We start from the raw sequence: 16,598 nt of genomic DNA, 5'->3' as shown, positions 1-16,598 counted from the left end.
CATTTGTAATTGCAGGGAGCATTTCCATGCGCGTCATTCTTTTCAGTAGCCAGACCTACGACCGCGACAGCTTTCTCGGCGAGCCGCTGCCGCCAGGCCTGGAGCTGCAGTTCCAGCCCGCGCGGCTCAACCTCGACACCGTGGCCCTGGCCGAACATCACGAGGTGGTCTGCGCCTTTATCAACGACGACCTCAGCGCCCCGGTGCTGGAACAGTTGGCCAAGGGCGGCACACGGCTGATTGCCTTGCGCTCGGCGGGCTACAACCATGTGGACCTGCTTGCCGCCAAGCGCCTGGGCCTGACGATCGTGCGCGTGCCGGCCTATTCGCCCCATGCGGTGGCCGAACACGCTGTCGCACTGATCCTCGCCCTTAACCGTCGCCTGCACCGCGCCTATAACCGTACCCGCGATGGCGATTTCAGCTTGCATGGCCTCACCGGTTTCGACTTGGTGGGCAAGACGGTCGGCGTGGTCGGCACCGGCCAGATCGGCGCTACCTTCGCCAAGATCATGGCCGGCTTCGGTTGCCAGTTGCTCGCCTACGACCCCTTCCCCAACCCGCAAGTGCAGGCCCTCGGCGCGCGCTATGTGAGCCTGCCTGAACTGCTCGCACAGGCGCAGATCATCAGCCTGCACTGCCCGCTCACCGCCGACAGCAAACACTTGATCAACGCCCGCTCCCTGGCGCAGATGCAGCCTGGCGCGATGCTGATCAACACCGGTCGCGGGGGGCTGGTGGACACCCCGGCGCTGATCGAAGCGCTCAAGGACGGCCAGCTCGGCTACCTCGGGCTGGATGTGTATGAGGAAGAAGCACAGCTGTTCTTCGAAGACCGCTCCGACCTGCCGCTGCAAGACGACGTGCTCGCGCGCCTGCTGACGTTCCCCAATGTGATCATCACCGCCCACCAGGCGTTTCTGACCCGCGAAGCCCTGGCAGCCATCGCCGGCACCACCTTGGCCAACATCGCGGCCTGGGCCGACGGCCAGGCGCAGAACCTTGTCGAAGGATGATCAGTGGTCACATACCAGGCTCATGATGAGCCAGCACCCGTGATAGGATGCCGCGCCTATTTGGAGGATCCATGGCCGAACACGATTTCCGCTTCAGTTTGCTGAGCCCGCAACACACCCTGATCGAATGCCGCGCCCTGGTGCCGGGCCGTTACCAGGTCACTGGCAACGGTGGTTCGATCAAGCACGGCGACGTTTTGATCGTCTCCCTGCGCGGCAGTAAAACCCTGTCGATGCGCCTCACCGTCGAAGGTGATGCGCGCTACTCCATCCGCCCGGCGGGCCAGTGGGTCGCCATGGCCCAGGGGCCGAAATTCGGCGAGTTGGAGATTCATACCTGGAAAGTCAACTGCGACAGCTGCGATGCGGTGTTGGAGTTCGAGTTTGCGGTGGAAACCAAGCTGAGCAAAGAGCCGCTGCAACCGGCCGCCAATGCGCGGATCGCCGAGTTGGGCTGGGCCAGCGAGGGCGACAAGCACCGCTGCCCTAAATGCCAGAAGGCCGCGCAATGAGAGGCCTGCTTCTGCTCGCCGCCGTCGGAGCGGCCTTGACGGGCTGCGCGGGGGACTCGGCCAAGCTCAAGCAGGATCACAGCTACGTGGTGGAATGGATCGGTGAACGGCCGCTGATGGATTACGCGCACCTGACCGTCACCCTCGGCGCCGATGGCCGCGCCTACGGCAATGGCGGTTGCAACCATTGGTTCGCACCGTACACCGTCGAGGGCGACAAGCTCAGCTTCGGCAAGATCGGCAGCACCCGCAAACTTTGCGCCGAGGCCTTGATGGAGCAGGAACACCGCTTCTTCCAGGCCCTGCAAGGGGTGCAGCGCTGGGACATCTCGCCGATCGAACAGACGCGCTTCTGGCCGGCCGATGGCCTGCCGATTCGCCTGTGGCTGGAAGAAGGCTAACCCTAGCCTTTCGCAATCAAAATGTGGGGGCGGGCTTGCTCGCGAAGGCGGTCGTTCAGCCGGCATATCCGGTGACTGACACACCGCCTTCGCGAGCAAGCCCGCTCCCACATTTGTTTTGAGTGGCTGCTTTAGCCGCGCAAGGCCTTGAGTTTTGCCAATACGCCTTCCGCCGTTTGCTCACCCATCAACTGCTCGCGCACCTTGCCCTTGTCGTCAATGATGTAGGTCACTGGCAACGCTTCGCTGCGCGGGATGTCGAAGATCTCTTCCGGGTTCTGCGCCAGCACCGTGAACTTGATGCCCAGCTTGTCGCTGGCAGCCTTCAGTTCTTCACCTTGCACATTGTCAAAGTTGACCCCGAACACACCGACATTCTGCGCCTTCAACTGTTCGGCCAAGGCATTGAGCTCGGGGATTTCCGTGCGGCACGGGCCACACCACTCAGCCCAGTAATTGACCACCAGCCACTGCTTGTCCAAGCGTTCGGAAGCCACTTTCTGGCCATATTGGTCAACGCCGTAATCGTTACCGCAGCCGCTGAGCAGCAGGGTTGTGATGATCGCCAATGCACCGATCAGTCGCCTTGTCATGGGGTAATCCTTCGCAAAAATGAACGTTGGCTGCGACCTATCGCCTCTTACGGTTTAAGGACAGGTCGCTGCGCGGGTAGAATACCCGCCACCTTACGCAAGATGCGACCCGCACATGACCGATCTGACGCTTTATCACAACCCGCGCTGCTCGAAATCCCGCGGTGCGCTGGAACTGCTCGAAGCCCGCGGCCTCACGCCCACCGTGGTGCGCTACCTGGAAACCCCACTGGACGCCGCGCACTTGAAGGCGTTGCTGGGCAAACTGGGCATCAGCGCCCGCCAACTGCTGCGCAGCGGCGAAGATGAATACAAGGCGCTCAACCTCGCCGACGCCAGCCTCAGCGAAGCGCAGTTGATTGCCGCTATCGCCGAGCACCCGAAGCTGATGGAACGCCCGATCCTGGAAACCGCCGACAAAGCCATCATTGGCCGTCCGCCGGAAAACGTATTGGAGATCCTGCCGTGACGTCGCCGTATGTGCTGGTGCTGTATTACAGCCGCAACGGCTCGGTCAGCGAAATGGCCCGGCAGATCGCCCGGGGCATCGAGCAAGGCGGTATGGAAGCGCGACTGCGCACCGTGCCGGCGATCTCCACCGAGTGCGAAGCCGTGGCGCCAAGCATCCCGGACGAAGGCGCGCTGTATGCCAGCCTGGATGACCTGAAGCACTGCTCCGGCCTGGCCCTCGGCAGCCCGACCCGTTTCGGCAACATGGCAGCGCCGCTCAAGTATTTCATCGACGGCACCAGCAACCTGTGGCTTACCGGTGCTCTCGTCGGCAAGCCAGCCGGGGTCTTCACCTCCACCGCCAGCCTGCACGGCGGCCAGGAAACCACGCTGATGTCGATGCTGTTGCCGTTGCTGCACCACGGCATGCTAATCACCGGCCTGCCCTACAGCGAACAGGCGTTGCTCGATACCCAGGGTGGCGGCACGCCCTATGGCGCCAGCCACCATGCCGGGCCTGACGGCAAGCGCTTGCTCGATCAACATGAAATCGCCCTGTGCCGCGCCCTCGGCCTGCGCCTGGCCACCACCGCCACGCTGCTGGAGAACGGCCGTGGCCAGAAAGCCTAAGGTCCTGCCGCCCCAGGCGTGGCTGGAGCCACGGGTCAGAATGGCCCGCGCGCTGAGCCTGCTGGCGTTTTTCGCCTTGGCGGGGTTGCTGTGCGTGTATTACCTGTTCGTTGCTGACCTGCACGGCGCACGGCCGTGGGTGATCCTGCTGATCGAACTGGTGCCCTTGCTGGTGCTGGCGCCAGGCATGCTGCTGGGCAGCGCGCGCGGGCATTCGTGGGTGTGCTTTGTGGTGAACCTGTATTTCATCAAGGGCGCGCTGGCGGCGTATGACCCGAACCGGCAGTGGTTCGGGGTGTTGGAGATGCTGGCGAGTTTGGCGGTGTTTTGTACCGCGTTGTTGTATGTGCGGTGGCGGCATCAATTAAATCGCCGCCTGGCTGAAGCCCGGGTCGCCTGAAAGTCAGTCTTCGCGAGCAAGCCCGCTCCCACAGGGAGATGCGCTCCAAATGTGGGAGCGGGCTTGCTCGCGAAGGCATCACCTCGGTGTCAATGATTCACCGTATACGCCAGCATCATCGACAACTGGCACATCGGCCGCCCACTCTCGGCATGCCACTGGTTGAACGCCCCCTGCACCGTCGCCAGGTCACGCAGGCTGGTCGGCACCTTGTCGACGATCTTCTGCGCGTTCAGCGCGGCCACCACGTCATAACTCGGCACAAAGGTGTCCTTGCCGACCATGCGCAAAAAGCGCGGCGCGGACAGCCCGCCAAGTTGATGGCCGTGCTTGCTCAGGTACTTCCATAGCCCGACGATATCAGTCACCGGCCAATCGGCGATAAACGCGCCGAAGCTGCCCTTCTCCTGCTCGATGTCGAGGATCATCTGCGCATTGCGCGGCACGCTCTTGAGCTTGCCCAGGTGACGGATGATGCTGGTGTCCTGCATCAAGCGCTCCAAGTGCTCAGCGCCCATCAACACGACTTTTTCCGGGTCGAAGCCGAAAAACACCTTTTCGAATGCCGGCCACTTGGCATCCACCACGCTGTGCTTCAAGCCCGCACGAAACACGCGCAGCGCCAGGGTCGACAGGTAGCGATCATCGCTGATCTTGCGCAACTGCGCCGGGGTCTTGGGTACAGGCAGATGGGCTTCCAGCTCGGCCGCCGAACCGAAGCGGTTCAGACAATATTCGTGCAGCCACTTGTAATCGCGCATGCCCTCTCCTGGGAATTGAATTGAAAACGGCGCCCGCGAGCGCCGTGTGTCAGAGCGTTGAATCGGCTCAGAGGTTCACAACATTGACGAAGCGCGAGGCGGCGGTTTCATCAATCTTCAAGCTGGTGAAGTCGAACAGGTTGCGGTCGGCCAGCTGCGACGGGATCACGTTCTGCAGGCTGCGGAAGATGCTTTCGGTACGGCCCGGGGTCTTGCGCTCCCAGTCCACCAGCATTTCCTTGACCACCTGGCGCTGCAGGTTTTCCTGGGAGCCGCACAGGTTGCAGGGGATGATCGGGAATTGCTTGAAGTCGGAGTAGGCCTGGATGTCCTTCTCGTTGCAGTACGCCAGCGGGCGGATCACCACGTTGCGCCCATCGTCGGCACGCAGCTTGGGCGGCATGGCCTTGAGGGAGCCGTTGAAGAACATATTGAGGAAGAAGGTTTCAACGATGTCATCGCGATGATGCCCGAGGGCCATCTTGGTCGCGCCAATCTCATCGGCGAAGGTGTACAGCGTGCCCCGGCGCAGGCGCGAGCACAGCGAGCAAGTGGTCTTGCCTTCCGGAATCAGTTCCTTGACCACCGAATAGGTGTCTTTTTCGACGATGTGGTACTCGACACCCAACTCTTTGAGGTAGGCCGGCAGCACGTGCTCGGGGAAACCCGGTTGTTTCTGGTCCATGTTGACGGCGACGATCTCGAACTTGATCGGTGCGACCTTTTGCAGGTGCAGCAACACGTCGAGCATGGTGTAGCTGTCTTTGCCGCCGGAGAGGCAGACCATGACCTTGTCGCCGTCCTCGATCATATTGAAATCGGCGACCGCTTCACCGGCCAGGCGACGCAGGCGTTTTTGCAGTTTGTTCTGGTTGACCGTAAGAGTGCCCATGGCGCTTGGATCCGCTAGAGGTGTGTGACGAAAAGCCGGGTATTTTACGCAAAAAAACCATCAAAAGGGCTAGCGGTAAAAGACTCCGCCGCGATTAGGGCCAATGTTTACAGCGCAATTCGCTCTAAAGCCTTACAGTTTTTCCGGTCATCACTTCCTATACTGCGACTAGAGGTCGCATATCTATCCAGACCTTTGAGGCCATTTGGCCCGTGGGCGCTCCGATGGGGGGCGATGGTAATAACGACAGGAGTGACTGGCATGATCCATCACGTCGTGGGGCTTTTTACCCATCCCGACCAGGAATGGCGGGAAATCCGTGGCGATAAAGAAGAAAGCATCGGCCACATGTACCTCACCCATACCTTGATTCTTGCGGCGATCCCCGCCGTTTCCGCCTTTATCGGTACCACCCAGGTCGGCTGGGTCATCGGCAACCGCGCGCCGGTGATGCTGACCCAGGAAAGCGCTTTGTGGATGACCATCATGTCCTACGCCGCCATGCTCGGCGGCGTGGCAGTGATGGGTGCGTTCATTCATTGGATGGCCCGCACCTACGATGCCAACCCCAGCATGGCGCGCTGCGTTGCGTTTGCCACCTACACCGCCACACCGCTGTTCATCGGCGGGCTGGCCGCACTGTACCCACATATGTGGCTGGGTATGGTCGTGGGCACGGCCGCCATCTGTTACACGGTGTACCTGCTGTATGTGGGGCTGCCGACCTTCATGGGCATCGATCCGGATGAGGGCTTCCTGTTTTCCAGCTCGGTCCTGGCCGTGGGCCTGGTGGTACTGGTGGCGATCATGGCGTTTACCGTGATCGTCTGGGGGCTGGGCGTGGGCCCGATCTACACCAACTGAGCGGATAAAACCGTGGGCAAGGCCACCGCGAGGTGGCTTTGTGCGTTATGCATGACCATTCGGCGCCTGACAGATTCGGAAACACCCAGCTTTGCGGCATACTGGGCGTCTCTGGAGATATGTACAGCATGCCCGAGCAACTCAATACCCGCGTCGAAGATTGTTTCCTACAAGCCGAATCCTTTTTCAAACGAAGCTTCAAACGCCCCCAGGTGAGTCTCAAGCTGCGGGGCCAAAAGGCCGGTGTCGCGCATTTGCACGAGAACCTGCTGCGTTTCAACCCACAGTTGTACCGTGAAAACAGCCAACACTTCCTCAAGCAGACCGTGGCCCATGAAGTGGCGCATTTGATCGCCCACCAATTGTTCGGCGAGCGCATCCAGCCCCATGGCGAGGAATGGCAACTGATCATGCGCGGGGTCTACGAACTGCCGCCGGACCGTTGCCATACCTATGAAGTGAAGCGCCGCCAGGTGACCCGCTATATCTACCGCTGCCCGTGCGCGGACAGTGACTTTCCGTTCTCGCCCCAGCGCCATGGCATGGTGGCTCAAGGCCGAAGGTATCTGTGCAGACGGTGCCGCCATACCTTGGTGTTTACCGGCGAAACCCGGGTGGAGTGAGGGCCTCTTCGCAGGCAAGCCAGCGCCCACCTTTGATAGGCGGCGCGGTCAACAGGTGGGAGCTGGCTTGCCTGCGATGGCGGCCGCCCAGTCACTATCCAACTGTCTTGGCCTGGCGCAAATCCGCTATGCGCTGAGCACCAAAGCCCAACTCCGCCAACACCTCATCCGTGTGCGCTCCCACCGCTACACCTATATGCCTGGGCGCCGGCAACCCGTCGGAGAACTTCAACGGGCAAGCCAGTTGCGCCTGGGTCGAACCATCGCCCCTCGGCACCTGGCTGACCAGTTCCCGTGCCTTCAACTGCGGATGCTCCACGGCTTCACTGAGGCTCAACACCGGCTCCACACAGGCATCGACCCCGGCAAACAACGCACACAGCTCATCAAAGCTGCGTTTCTCGAACTCGACCTGCAGCGCTTGCTTCAGGGCTTTTTGCTGCTCAGCCTTGGGCGACAAGCCTTGGGCCGCCAACTCCGGGCGGCCCAAGGCAGTGCAGAGTTGCTGCATGAACGCCGGCTCCAGGCTGCCCACCGACATCCAGCGTCCATCCCGCGAGCGGTAATAGTCGTAGAAACTGCCGCCATTGAGCACGTGCCCTTCCCACTCCGGCTCCACCCCGCACGCCAGGTAACCTGCGCCGGCCATGGCGTTCAGGCTGAACGAGCAGTCGGTCATGCTCACGTCCAAGTATTGGCCGACCCCGCTCTGCTGCCGCGCAATGACTGCCGCGAGCAGCCCTACCACCGCATGCAGCGAGCCCCCACCCACGTCCGCCAACTGCACGCCGAGGGGCAACGGCCCGCTGTCCTGGCGCCCGGTGTAACTGGCCACCCCGGCCAGCGCCAGGTAATTGATGTCGTGCCCGGCGCGGTCCTTATAGGGCCCGGTCTGGCCGTACCCAGTGATCGACACATAGATCAGCCGGGGGTTGATCGCCTTCAATGCCTCATACCCCAGCCCCAGCCGCTCCATCACCCCCGGCCGGAACTGTTCGAGCACAATGTCGTAGTCTTTCACCAGCGCCCGCACGATCTCCAGGGCCTCGGCCTGCTTGAGGTCCAACGCCAGGCTGCGCTTGTTGCGGTTAAGGTAGGCGTGGCTGGCCGACGTACCTTGGTCATGGGGCGGCAACACCCGCAACAAGTCCATGCGCGTGGGCGATTCGATGCGCAGCACCTCGGCGCCCATGTCCGCCAGCATCAACGAGGCGAACGGGCCAGGCAGCAGGGTGGAAAAATCCAGCACTTTGAGGGACGCCAAGGGACCTGACATGTGCACTCCATTTCCGTTGTGAATGCCCACAGACTAGGCAGCCTTGCGCCGACCGGCAATCGCCGGAACGGTCACATACAGTGACCGTTTTGATCACGGCGGGCTTTTTCGTGGCGGCGGCTTTATCATTGGCCCACGTTTGCTTGCAGAGTGTTCCATGAAGTTTGCGATTGCACTGTTTTCCGCCGCTCACGCGCCCTCCTCGCGCCGCGCCCTGCTGTTCGCCCAGGCGGCGCTGGCCGGTGGCCATGAGATTGTGCGGCTGTTTTTCTATCAGGACGGTGTCTACAGCGCCTCCAATTCCATCGTCGCACCTCAGGATGAGCAGGACATCGCCCGCCAATGGCGCGAGTTTGTCAGCGACCACCAGCTCGACAGCGTGGTGTGCATCGCCGCCGCCTTGCGCCGTGGCGTGCTCAACCAGGAGGAAGCCACGCGCTATCAACGCAGCGCGGTCAACCTCGATGCGCCGTGGGAATTGTCCGGCCTGGGGCAACTGCACGACGCCGCCCAGGCCGCCGACCGCCTGATCTGTTTTGGAGGGCCGTGACATGTCCAAATCCTTATTGGTGATCAGCCGCCAGGCGCCGTGGTCCGGGCCAAGCGCCCGCGAAGCGCTGGACATCGTGTTGGCCGGCGGTGCCTTCGATCTGCCGATCGGCCTGCTGTTCCTGGATGACGGCGTGTTCCAACTGGCGCCGCACCAGGACGCCAAGGCCGTGCAGCAAAAAGACCTCGGCGCCAACCTCCAGGCACTGGGCCTGTTTGGCATTGATGAGGTGTTCGCCTGCAGCCACAGCCTGGCCGCGCGCGGCCTCACCACGCCCGCTAATGCCGAGCCGCTCGACAGCGCAGCGATATCAACGCTGATTGACCGTTACGACCAGGTGATTACCCTCTGATGTCGACTCTCCATGTGGTTTCCCATTCCCCGTTTACCGATAGCCGCCTCGACAGCTGCCTGCGCATCTGTGGCGCCGAGGACGCCATCCTGCTCTGCGGCGATGGCGCCTACGGGCTGCATAACCCGGCCCTGCACACCCAAGGCGTGAAAGTCTTTGTGCTGGCCGAAGACATGCAGGCGCGCAACCTGCCTCTGCCGGACTGGGCCGATAGCGTCGATTACCCAGGCTTCGTGCAGTTGTCGCTCGATTACGACAAGGTCAACAGCTGGCTATGAACACCCTGACCGTAGGCGCACGCACCCTGGAACTGGACAAGGACGGTTACCTCGTTGACCTGGACGCGTGGTCCGAGGAAGTCGCCAACGCCCTGGCCGCCGCCGAACCCCTGGCGTTGACCGCGGACCATTGGGAAATCCTCACGCTGCTGCGCCAGTTCTATGCCGAATTCCAGCTGTCCCCCGCCACGCGCCCGTTGATCAAGTACACCGCCTTGAAACTGGGCCCGGAAAAGGGCAACAGCCTGCACCTCAACAAATTGTTCAACGGCACTCCCGCCAAACTCGCCGCCAAGCTGGCGGGCCTGCCCAGGCCGACGAATTGCTTATGACCGACTTTGCCCCACTGACCCTTGAAACCCCTGCCGAGCACCCCTTCGCGCAGTTCGTGCGCATCCTGGGCAAAGGCAAGCGCGGCGCGCGCAACCTCACCCGTGAAGAGGCCCGCGAAGCCATGGGCATGTTGCTCGACGAAAAAGTCGAAGACACCCAGCTCGGCGCCTTCCTGATGCTGTTGCGCCACAAGGAAGAAAGCCCGGAAGAACTCGCCGGTTTCACCGAAGCCGTACGTGAACGCCTGGACGCCCCGGCGCTGAACGTGGATGTCGACTGGCCCACCTACGCCGGCAAAAAGCGCCACCTGCCGTGGTACCTGCTGGCGGCAAAGTGCCTGGCGCAGAATGGCGTGCGTATCCTGATGCACGGCGGGGGTGCCCACACGGCTGGGCGTCTTTACACCGAACAATTGCTCGAAGGTTTGCAGATCCCGCTGTGCCGCAACTGGCAGCAGGTCGAGGCCGCCTATGCGCACGGCAACCTGGCGTTCATCCCGCTGGGTGATTGGGCGCCACAACTGCAGCGCATGATCGACCTGCGCAACACCCTGGGCCTGCGCTCGCCGATCCACTCCCTGGCGCGCCTGCTCAACCCGCTCAATGCACGCCTGGGTCTGCAAAGCATTTTCCACCCGGGTTACCAGGGCGTGCACCGTGATGCCAGCGGCCTGCTCGGCGATAACGTGATCGTGGTGAAGGGAGATGGCGGCGAAGTCGAGATCAACCCCGACACCCTCAGCCATCTGTACGGCACCACCGCTGGTGAAAGCTGGGACGAAGAATGGCCGGCCCTCTCCGCCCAGCGTCACGTCAAGCCGGCCACGCTCGAACCTGAACACCTGAAGGCCGTGTGGCGCGGTGACGTCGAGGACAGCTACCCGCAATTGGCGCTCGTCGCCACCATGGCCCTGGCCTTGCGCGGCCTGGGCCACCCACGGGAACAGGCCTTTGAGTTGGCCCAGCAGTACTGGACGGCACGAGACAAATCGATTTAATCGATCATTAACGCCCGGTCTTTGCGCTTTTAGTTCGAACTCATCCCTTTAGACTGGGCTCCAACGCTTATTAGCCAAGGAGCCAGTCATGGGTTTGCTGATCGAAGGACACTGGAAAGACCAGTGGTACGAAAGTAGCGCAGACGGCGCGTTCCAGCGCGAACAGGCGCAACGCCGCCACTGGGTAACCGCCGATGGCGCGCCGGGCCCGAGTGGCGAAGGCGGCTTCAAGGCCGAGGCCGGTCGCTACCACCTCTACGTCTCCCTGGCCTGCCCGTGGGCCCATCGCACGCTGATCCTGCGCAAGCTCAAGGGCCTGGAAAGCCTGATCGATGTGTCCGTGGTCAGTTGGCTGATGCTGGAAAACGGCTGGACCTTCGACAAGGCTCACGGCTCCACCGGCGACAAGCTGGATGATTTCGACTTCATGCACCAGCGCTACACGGCTGACACGGCCGACTACACCGGGCGCGTCACCGTGCCGGTACTGTGGGACAAGAAGCTCAAGCGCATCGTCAGCAATGAATCGGCGGAGATCATCCGCATGTTCAACAGTGCCTTCAACGAACTGACCGGCAACACCCTGGATTTCTACCCCGAGCCGCTGCGCGCGACCATCGACGCGTTGAACGAGCGCATTTACCCCGCCGTGAACAACGGCGTGTATCGCGCGGGCTTTGCCACCTCGCAGCAGGCGTATGAACGTGCGTTCGATGATGTGTTTGCGGAGCTGGATCATCTGGAACAGCACCTAAGCGACCACCGTTACCTGGCCGGCGAATACCTGACCGAGGCGGATGTGCGGCTGTTCACCACGCTGATTCGCTTTGATGCGGTGTATTACAGCCACTTCAAATGCAACCTGCGCAGGATTGCGGATTATCCGACCCTGTCGAATTGGTTGAGGGAGATGTACCAGTGGCCGGGCGTGGCCGAGACGGTGGATTTCGCGCACATCAAAGGGCATTACTATGCCAGCCACCGTACGATCAACCCGACGGGGATTGTGCCGAAGGGGCCGTTGCAGCGATTTGATGGACAGCATGATCGGGCACAACTGAACGGCAAAAGTGTCTGGAGCTGATCAGTCACTGTGGTGAGCGGGCTTGCCCCGCGCCGGGCTGTGCAGCAGCCCCAAAACCAGACGCCGAGTTCTTTCTGAAAGAACTCGGCGTTTTTTAGTAGGGCTGCTTCGCAGCCCAGCGCGGGGCAAGCCCGCTCACCACAGAAAGCCTGCTCTTCACAGCAGGCTTACCGGCCACCATAGCGTTCTCAGACCTGGGACTGTGCGCCTTCAAACCACTTCAGCTTCTCGCGCAACACCACCACCTCACCCACGATCACCAGCGTCGGCGCATGCACTTCATGCTCCGCCACCATGCGTGGCAGATCCGCCAGGGTGCCGGTAAACACGCGCTGGTTGGACGTGGTGCCCTGCTGGATCAACGCTGCAGGAGTATCCGATGCACGGCCATGCTTGATCAGTTGTTCGCAGATGATCGGCAAGCCAATCAAGCCCATGTAGAACACCAGGGTCTGCGAGGGGCCCACCAGGTCATCCCAAGGCAGGTCCGAGGTCCCGTCCTTTAAATGCCCGGTGATGAAACGCACCGACTGCGCATAGTCGCGATGGGTCAGCGGAATCCCGGCATACGCCGCGCAACCGCTGGCCGCCGTGATCCCTGGCACCACCTGGAACGGAATGCCGTGGGCCGCCAGTTCTTCGATCTCTTCGCCACCACGGCCAAAGATGAACGGATCGCCACCCTTGAGACGCAGCACGCGCTTGCCTTGTTTGGCCAGGTCCACCAATTGCTGGTTGATCTGATCTTGCGGCACGGCGTGATCGGCGCGGCGTTTGCCAACGTAGACACGCTCGGCATCACGGCGGCACAGCTCGAGAATCGCAGGAGCTACGAGGCGGTCATACAGCACCACATCGGCTTGCTGCATCAGGCGCAGGGCGCGGAAGGTCAGCAGGTCGGGATCGCCCGGGCCTGCACCCACCAAGTAGACTTCGCCCGGTGCATTCGGCGGTGCGCCGTTGACCTTTTCGATCAACAGGCGCTCAGCTTCATCGCCCTGTCCAGCCAATTGGCGGTCGGCAATCGGGCCTTGGAAGACCTCTTCCCAGAATGCGCGGCGCTGCTGCACATCCGGGTACAAACCTTTGACCTGAGCTCGAAACCGCGCCGCCAACCCGGCCAACTGGCCGTAAGTGGACGGAATCCAGGTTTCCAGCTTGGCGCGGATCAGGCGCGCCAGCACCGGCGCATCGCCGCCGCTGGACACCGCGATCACCAAGGGTGAACGGTCGACAATCGCCGGGAAGATCACGCTGCACAAGGCCGGCGCATCCACCACATTGACCGGCACGCAACGGCGCTTGGCGTCGCTGGACACTTGCGCGTTCAACGGCTCGTCGTCGGTGGCCGCGATGATCAGGGTGCAACCGTCGAGGTCCGCCTCCTGATAACCGCGCAAAATCAGTTCCCCGCCACTGCCCAGTACCAGCTCTTTGAGCTGGTCTTCGATCTGGGGAGCAACCACCCGCAGCAACGCACCGGCATCGGCCAGCAGCCGGGATTTGCGCAAGGCAATCTCCCCGCCACCGACGACCAACACACGACTGCCGCGCAGGTTATGAAACAGCGGCAGAAATTCCATTTAGCGGATGACCTCAACGCCCGCCATGTAAGGCTTGAGTACTTCCGGCACACGGATCGAGCCGTCAGCCTGCTGGTAGTTTTCCAGCACGGCCACCAGGGTACGGCCTACCGCCAGACCGGAACCGTTGAGGGTGTGGACCAGTTCCGGCTTGCCGGTTTCCGGGTTGCGGAAACGCGCCTGCATGCGACGGGCCTGGAAGTCACCGCAGTTGGAGCACGACGAAATCTCGCGGTACTTGTCCTGGCTCGGCACCCACACTTCGAGGTCGTAGGTCTTCACGGCGCTGAAGCCCATGTCGCCGGTGCACAGCGCCAGGACGCGGTACGGCAGCTCCAGCAGTTGCAGGACGCGCTCGGCGTTGGCGGTCAGGCCTTCCAGGGCTTCCATCGACGTCGACGGCTCAACCACTTGCACCATCTCGACCTTGTCGAACTGGTGCTGGCGGATCATGCCGCGGGTATCGCGACCCGACGCACCGGCTTCACTGCGGAAGCATGGGCTGTGGGCCACGAACTTGATCGGCAGTTGCTTGGCATCGAGGATCTCGCCGGCGACGATGTTGGTCAGCGACACTTCGGCGGTCGGGATCAGGTACAGGTCGGCTTCGCCGTCGCGGCTGATCTTGAACAGGTCTTCTTCGAATTTTGGCAACTGGCTGGTGCCCATCAGCGCCGGTGCCTGCACCAGGTAAGGGGTGTAGGCTTCTTCGTAACCGTGCTCGCCGGTGTGCAGGTTGATCATGAACTGCGCCAGGGCACGGTGCATGCGCGCGATCGGACCGCGCAGCAAGGCAAAGCGCGCGCCGGACATCTTGGCGGCAGTTTCGAAATCCAGGCCGCCGGTCAATTCGCCCAGGGCAACGTGGTCCTTGATCTCGAAATCAAAGGTGGTTGGCGTACCCCAACGGCGCACTTCGACGTTGCCGTCTTCGTCTGCGCCAATCGGCACGGACTCGTGCGGGATGTTGGGAATGCCGAGCAGGATCGAATCCAGCTCGGTCTGGATCTTGTCCAGCTCGACCTTGCCGTCGGACAGCTCGGTGCCCATGCGCTCGACATCCGCCATCAGCGGCGCGATGTCTTCGCCGCGCTGCTTGGCCTGACCGATGGATTTGGAACGCGCATTCCGCTCAGCCTGCAGTGCTTCGGTGCGGGTCTGGACGGTCTTGCGCTGTTCTTCCAGCGCTTCGATGCGCGCAACATCCAAGGCAAAGCCACGGGATGCCAGGCGGTCCGCTACGTCCTGAAGGTTGCTACGTAACAGTTTGGAATCGAGCATGTCGGTCTCTCGTTTATCAAAGTTTGGTCAAGGACAGGCCAGCCCAGGTGGCGAGCAGCCCGCCGAACACGCTGATGCCCAGGTACCCGAAGGCGACCAGGGCCTGCCCGCTTTCCAGCAGGCGCAGCGTATCCAGTGAAAAGGATGAAAAGGTCGTCAGACCGCCTACAAAGCCGACAATCAAGCCGGCACGAATTTCAATCGGTACTTCCGGGCGCAACAGGAACCAGCCGTATAACAGCCCGATGATCAGGCAGCCCACCAGGTTGACCGCCAGGGTCGCCGCATAAAAATGCTTCGGCCAGTTGGCGCTGACCCAGGTGCCAGCGGCGAAACGCAATAATGTACCAGCGATGCCGGCTGCGGACACGGCAAGAATCGTCTTGAGCACTACTTTCTCCGCTGTTTGGGGCTGAGTCGATCGAGTTGGGCGAGGTGATTGAGCTTTTCGCCGATCTTCAGCTCCAGGCCACGGGGCACCGGCTGATAGAGCGGGAGTGGCTCAAGGTCATCGGGAAAATAGTCTTCACCGGCCGCATAGGCATCTGGTTCATCGTGGGCGTAGCGGTATTCATCACCGTAGCCCAACTGTTTCATCAACTTGGTCGGCGCGTTGCGCAAGTGCATCGGCACTTCGAGAGAGCCGTATTCGGCGGCGGCGCGCAGGGCGGACTTGAAGCCCATGTACACCGCATTGCTCTTGGGCGCGCAGGCCAGGTAAGTGATGGCCTGGGCCACGGCCAATTCGCCTTCCGGGCTGCCGAGGCGCTCCTGCACGTCCCACGCGGCCAGGCACAGGCTCAGTGCACGCGGGTCGGCGTTGCCGATGTCTTCGCTGGCCATGCGCACCACGCGGCGGGCGAGGTAGAGCGGGTCGCAACCCCCGTCGATCATCCGCGCAAACCAGTACAGCGCGCCGTCCGGGTTGGAGCCGCGCACGGATTTATGCAGCGCCGATATCTGGTCGTAGAAGGCTTCGCCGCCCTTGTCAAAGCGTCGGCGCGTATCGCCGAGCAGGCTTTGCAAGAGGTCGACGCCAATCTCACCGCCGTCTTCGGCCAGGTCGGAAGCGTTCTCCAGCAGGTTGAGAAAGCGACGACCGTCACCGTCGGCGGCGGTCAGCAGGATTTTGAAGCCCTCTTCGCTCACGCTGAGTTGCCGCTTGCCCAGGCCCTTGTCTTCATTCAGGGCCCGCTGCAACAGCTTCTGCATGGCGGCCTCGTCCAGGCTTTTCAGCACATAGACCCGCGCCCGCGACAGCAAGGCGTTGTTCAGTTCGAACGATGGGTTTTCGGTGGTGGCGCCGATAAAGATCAGCGTGCCGTCTTCGACATAAGGCAGGAACGCATCCTGCTGGGACTTGTTGAAGCGGTGCACTTCATCGACAAACAGGATGGTGCGCTTGCCGTACTGCCCGGCCTGTTGCTTGGCGACTTCCACCGCCTGGCGGATCTCCTTGACCCCGGCGAGTACCGCCGAGACCGTTTCGAAGTGCGCATCCGAGACCTTCGCCAGCAGGCGCGCCAGGGTGGTCTTGCCCACCCCTGGCGGCCCCCAGAAAATCATCGAGTGCAGCGCACCCTGCTCCAGGGCTTCGCGCAACGGCTTGCCGCGAGCGAGCAGGTGTTCCTGACCGACGTACTCATCCAGGTTGGTCGAACGCAAGCGCGCGGCCAATGGCTGGGCAATCGGGTCACTTCGAAACAGATCCATGGGCAGCGT

Annotated in this window: 22 protein-coding genes; 14 read left to right on the top strand and 8 right to left on the bottom strand. The window is 62.1% G+C overall.

The annotated features are described in order from the left end of the window. The first annotated feature begins 26 nt into the window (after positions 1-26). The 3 genes from CWC48_RS23115 (at position 27) to CWC48_RS23105 (ending at position 1,929) form a co-directional block, all read left to right on the top strand. Positions 27-1,016: a 2-hydroxyacid dehydrogenase gene (locus CWC48_RS23115; RefSeq protein ID WP_100490407.1), complete on the top strand. Its 990-nt coding sequence runs from the start codon at positions 27-29 to the stop codon at positions 1,014-1,016. A gap of 71 nt (positions 1,017-1,087) precedes the next feature. Continuing rightward, positions 1,088-1,528 carry a hypothetical protein gene (locus tag CWC48_RS23110; RefSeq protein ID WP_100490406.1) on the top strand — a complete coding sequence of 147 codons (441 nt, stop codon included), beginning with the start codon at positions 1,088-1,090 and terminating at the stop codon, positions 1,526-1,528. After that, entirely contained in the window at positions 1,525-1,929 is a 405-nt protein-coding gene (locus CWC48_RS23105; protein ID WP_078049008.1) for an META domain-containing protein, read from the top strand. Before CWC48_RS23110 ends, CWC48_RS23105 begins: the two co-directional genes overlap by 4 nt. A 131-nt stretch (positions 1,930-2,060) precedes the next feature. Here the strand turns inward: CWC48_RS23105 and CWC48_RS23100 are convergent, their stop codons facing one another. Next, positions 2,061-2,522, bottom strand: a complete 462-nt coding sequence (locus CWC48_RS23100; RefSeq protein ID WP_078049009.1) for a TlpA disulfide reductase family protein — start codon at positions 2,520-2,522, stop codon at positions 2,061-2,063. Positions 2,523-2,637: 115 nt separating this feature from the next. On the opposite strand from CWC48_RS23100, the gene arsC reads away from it, so the two are divergent. Genes arsC through CWC48_RS23085 form a run of 3 tightly spaced genes read left to right on the top strand, consistent with a single transcriptional unit; the run spans position 2,638 to position 4,002 of the window. Beyond that, positions 2,638-2,991, top strand: coding sequence for an arsenate reductase (glutaredoxin) (arsC, locus tag CWC48_RS23095; protein ID WP_078049010.1), 354 nt, complete (start codon positions 2,638-2,640; stop codon positions 2,989-2,991). After that, positions 2,988-3,602 carry an NAD(P)H:quinone oxidoreductase gene (gene wrbA, locus CWC48_RS23090; RefSeq protein WP_100490405.1) on the top strand — a complete coding sequence of 205 codons (615 nt, stop codon included), beginning with the start codon at positions 2,988-2,990 and terminating at the stop codon, positions 3,600-3,602. Before arsC ends, wrbA begins: the two co-directional genes overlap by 4 nt. After that, the gene (locus CWC48_RS23085) at positions 3,586-4,002 is read left to right on the top strand and encodes a DUF2069 domain-containing protein (RefSeq protein ID WP_100490404.1); all 417 of its coding nucleotides are present in this window, start codon (positions 3,586-3,588) and stop codon (positions 4,000-4,002) included. The genes wrbA and CWC48_RS23085 overlap by 17 nt, the downstream gene beginning before the upstream one ends. 89 nt (positions 4,003-4,091) lie before the next feature. On the opposite strand, the gene CWC48_RS23080 is transcribed toward CWC48_RS23085, so the two are convergent. After that, the gene (locus CWC48_RS23080) at positions 4,092-4,763 is read right to left on the bottom strand and encodes a DNA-3-methyladenine glycosylase I (RefSeq protein WP_078049013.1); all 672 of its coding nucleotides are present in this window, start codon (positions 4,761-4,763) and stop codon (positions 4,092-4,094) included. A gap of 67 nt (positions 4,764-4,830) precedes the next feature. Then, on the bottom strand, positions 4,831-5,655 hold the full coding sequence (ttcA, locus tag CWC48_RS23075; protein WP_014718888.1) for a tRNA 2-thiocytidine(32) synthetase TtcA: 825 nt from the start codon (positions 5,653-5,655) through the stop codon (positions 4,831-4,833). A gap of 261 nt (positions 5,656-5,916) precedes the next feature. Between ttcA and CWC48_RS23070 the strand changes: the two genes are divergently transcribed. Both CWC48_RS23070 and CWC48_RS23065 read left to right on the top strand, forming a co-directional pair. Then, positions 5,917-6,519, top strand: a complete 603-nt coding sequence (locus CWC48_RS23070) for a Yip1 family protein (protein ID WP_078049014.1) — start codon at positions 5,917-5,919, stop codon at positions 6,517-6,519. 128 nt (positions 6,520-6,647) lie between these two features. Continuing rightward, positions 6,648-7,142 carry a SprT family zinc-dependent metalloprotease gene (locus CWC48_RS23065; protein ID WP_100492446.1) on the top strand — a complete coding sequence of 165 codons (495 nt, stop codon included), beginning with the start codon at positions 6,648-6,650 and terminating at the stop codon, positions 7,140-7,142. Between the two features lie 94 nt (positions 7,143-7,236). On the opposite strand, the gene CWC48_RS23060 is transcribed toward CWC48_RS23065, so the two are convergent. Beyond that, positions 7,237-8,418 carry a CaiB/BaiF CoA-transferase family protein gene (locus CWC48_RS23060; RefSeq protein WP_100490403.1) on the bottom strand — a complete coding sequence of 394 codons (1,182 nt, stop codon included), beginning with the start codon at positions 8,416-8,418 and terminating at the stop codon, positions 7,237-7,239. Between the two features lie 157 nt (positions 8,419-8,575). Here CWC48_RS23060 and tusD point away from each other — a divergent pair, with 157 nt between their 5' ends. From tusD to CWC48_RS23030, 6 genes are all read left to right on the top strand, one after another. Continuing rightward, complete coding sequence (gene tusD, locus CWC48_RS23055) at positions 8,576-8,968, top strand: sulfurtransferase complex subunit TusD (protein WP_078049016.1); 393 nt, start codon at positions 8,576-8,578, stop codon at positions 8,966-8,968. Between the two features lies 1 nt (position 8,969). After that, a complete protein-coding gene (gene tusC, locus CWC48_RS23050; protein ID WP_078049017.1) occupies positions 8,970-9,320 on the top strand; it encodes a sulfurtransferase complex subunit TusC in 351 nt (116 codons plus the stop codon). Beyond that, a complete protein-coding gene (gene tusB / locus CWC48_RS23045) occupies positions 9,320-9,598 on the top strand; it encodes a sulfurtransferase complex subunit TusB (RefSeq protein ID WP_078049018.1) in 279 nt (92 codons plus the stop codon). The genes tusC and tusB overlap by 1 nt, the downstream gene beginning before the upstream one ends. Next, on the top strand, positions 9,595-9,930 hold the full coding sequence (locus CWC48_RS23040) for a TusE/DsrC/DsvC family sulfur relay protein (protein WP_078049019.1): 336 nt from the start codon (positions 9,595-9,597) through the stop codon (positions 9,928-9,930). Before tusB ends, CWC48_RS23040 begins: the two co-directional genes overlap by 4 nt. Beyond that, the gene (locus CWC48_RS23035) at positions 9,927-10,928 is read left to right on the top strand and encodes a glycosyl transferase family protein (protein ID WP_100490402.1); all 1,002 of its coding nucleotides are present in this window, start codon (positions 9,927-9,929) and stop codon (positions 10,926-10,928) included. The genes CWC48_RS23040 and CWC48_RS23035 overlap by 4 nt, the downstream gene beginning before the upstream one ends. 88 nt (positions 10,929-11,016) lie before the next feature. After that, positions 11,017-12,012, top strand: coding sequence for a glutathione S-transferase family protein (locus CWC48_RS23030; RefSeq protein WP_099491820.1), 996 nt, complete (start codon positions 11,017-11,019; stop codon positions 12,010-12,012). A gap of 188 nt (positions 12,013-12,200) precedes the next feature. Here the strand turns inward: CWC48_RS23030 and cysG are convergent, their stop codons facing one another. The 4 genes from cysG to CWC48_RS23010 are packed head-to-tail and all read right to left on the bottom strand — an operon-like array spanning position 12,201 to position 16,589. After that, on the bottom strand, positions 12,201-13,595 hold the full coding sequence (gene cysG, locus CWC48_RS23025) for a siroheme synthase CysG (RefSeq protein WP_028616787.1): 1,395 nt from the start codon (positions 13,593-13,595) through the stop codon (positions 12,201-12,203). After that, complete coding sequence (gene serS, locus CWC48_RS23020; RefSeq protein ID WP_099491822.1) at positions 13,596-14,876, bottom strand: serine--tRNA ligase; 1,281 nt, start codon at positions 14,874-14,876, stop codon at positions 13,596-13,598. A 16-nt stretch (positions 14,877-14,892) separates the two neighbouring features. Beyond that, positions 14,893-15,267 (bottom strand): fluoride efflux transporter CrcB, encoded by a 375-nt coding sequence (gene crcB / locus CWC48_RS23015; protein WP_078049024.1) that lies wholly within the window; start codon positions 15,265-15,267, stop codon positions 14,893-14,895. Next, complete coding sequence (locus CWC48_RS23010; protein ID WP_078049025.1) at positions 15,267-16,589, bottom strand: replication-associated recombination protein A; 1,323 nt, start codon at positions 16,587-16,589, stop codon at positions 15,267-15,269. Before CWC48_RS23010 ends, crcB begins: the two co-directional genes overlap by 1 nt. Positions 16,590-16,598 lie beyond the last annotated feature (9 nt).

The sequence above is a fragment of the Pseudomonas sp. S10E 269 genome, assembly GCF_002798465.1.
Taxonomy (GTDB): Bacteria; Pseudomonadota; Gammaproteobacteria; order Pseudomonadales; family Pseudomonadaceae; genus Aquipseudomonas; species Aquipseudomonas pergaminensis.
Note: the sequence above shows the minus strand (reverse complement) of the source record. Positions and strands in the feature narration are given on the sequence as shown.

What these genes read in the sequence shown, in the direction of transcription:
- CWC48_RS23115 (WP_100490407.1), top strand. Translation starts at nt 27, where the DNA reads ATGCGCGTCATTCTTTTCAGTAGCCAGACCTACGACCGCGACAGCTTT.
- CWC48_RS23110 (WP_100490406.1), top strand. Translation starts at nt 1,088, where the DNA reads ATGGCCGAACACGATTTCCGCTTCAGTTTGCTGAGCCCGCAACACACC.
- CWC48_RS23105 (WP_078049008.1), top strand. Translation starts at nt 1,525, where the DNA reads ATGAGAGGCCTGCTTCTGCTCGCCGCCGTCGGAGCGGCCTTGACGGGC.
- CWC48_RS23100 (WP_078049009.1), bottom strand. Translation starts at nt 2,522, where the DNA reads ATGACAAGGCGACTGATCGGTGCATTGGCGATCATCACAACCCTGCTG.
- arsC (WP_078049010.1), top strand. Translation starts at nt 2,638, where the DNA reads ATGACCGATCTGACGCTTTATCACAACCCGCGCTGCTCGAAATCCCGC.
- CWC48_RS23080 (WP_078049013.1), bottom strand. Translation starts at nt 4,763, where the DNA reads ATGCGCGATTACAAGTGGCTGCACGAATATTGTCTGAACCGCTTCGGT.
- ttcA (WP_014718888.1), bottom strand. Translation starts at nt 5,655, where the DNA reads ATGGGCACTCTTACGGTCAACCAGAACAAACTGCAAAAACGCCTGCGT.
- CWC48_RS23070 (WP_078049014.1), top strand. Translation starts at nt 5,917, where the DNA reads ATGATCCATCACGTCGTGGGGCTTTTTACCCATCCCGACCAGGAATGG.
- CWC48_RS23065 (WP_100492446.1), top strand. Translation starts at nt 6,648, where the DNA reads ATGCCCGAGCAACTCAATACCCGCGTCGAAGATTGTTTCCTACAAGCC.
- CWC48_RS23060 (WP_100490403.1), bottom strand. Translation starts at nt 8,418, where the DNA reads ATGTCAGGTCCCTTGGCGTCCCTCAAAGTGCTGGATTTTTCCACCCTG.
- tusD (WP_078049016.1), top strand. Translation starts at nt 8,576, where the DNA reads ATGAAGTTTGCGATTGCACTGTTTTCCGCCGCTCACGCGCCCTCCTCG.
- tusC (WP_078049017.1), top strand. Translation starts at nt 8,970, where the DNA reads ATGTCCAAATCCTTATTGGTGATCAGCCGCCAGGCGCCGTGGTCCGGG.
- tusB (WP_078049018.1), top strand. Translation starts at nt 9,320, where the DNA reads ATGTCGACTCTCCATGTGGTTTCCCATTCCCCGTTTACCGATAGCCGC.
- CWC48_RS23040 (WP_078049019.1), top strand. Translation starts at nt 9,595, where the DNA reads ATGAACACCCTGACCGTAGGCGCACGCACCCTGGAACTGGACAAGGAC.
- CWC48_RS23035 (WP_100490402.1), top strand. Translation starts at nt 9,927, where the DNA reads ATGACCGACTTTGCCCCACTGACCCTTGAAACCCCTGCCGAGCACCCC.
- CWC48_RS23030 (WP_099491820.1), top strand. Translation starts at nt 11,017, where the DNA reads ATGGGTTTGCTGATCGAAGGACACTGGAAAGACCAGTGGTACGAAAGT.
- cysG (WP_028616787.1), bottom strand. Translation starts at nt 13,595, where the DNA reads ATGGAATTTCTGCCGCTGTTTCATAACCTGCGCGGCAGTCGTGTGTTG.
- serS (WP_099491822.1), bottom strand. Translation starts at nt 14,876, where the DNA reads ATGCTCGATTCCAAACTGTTACGTAGCAACCTTCAGGACGTAGCGGAC.
- CWC48_RS23010 (WP_078049025.1), bottom strand. Translation starts at nt 16,589, where the DNA reads ATGGATCTGTTTCGAAGTGACCCGATTGCCCAGCCATTGGCCGCGCGC.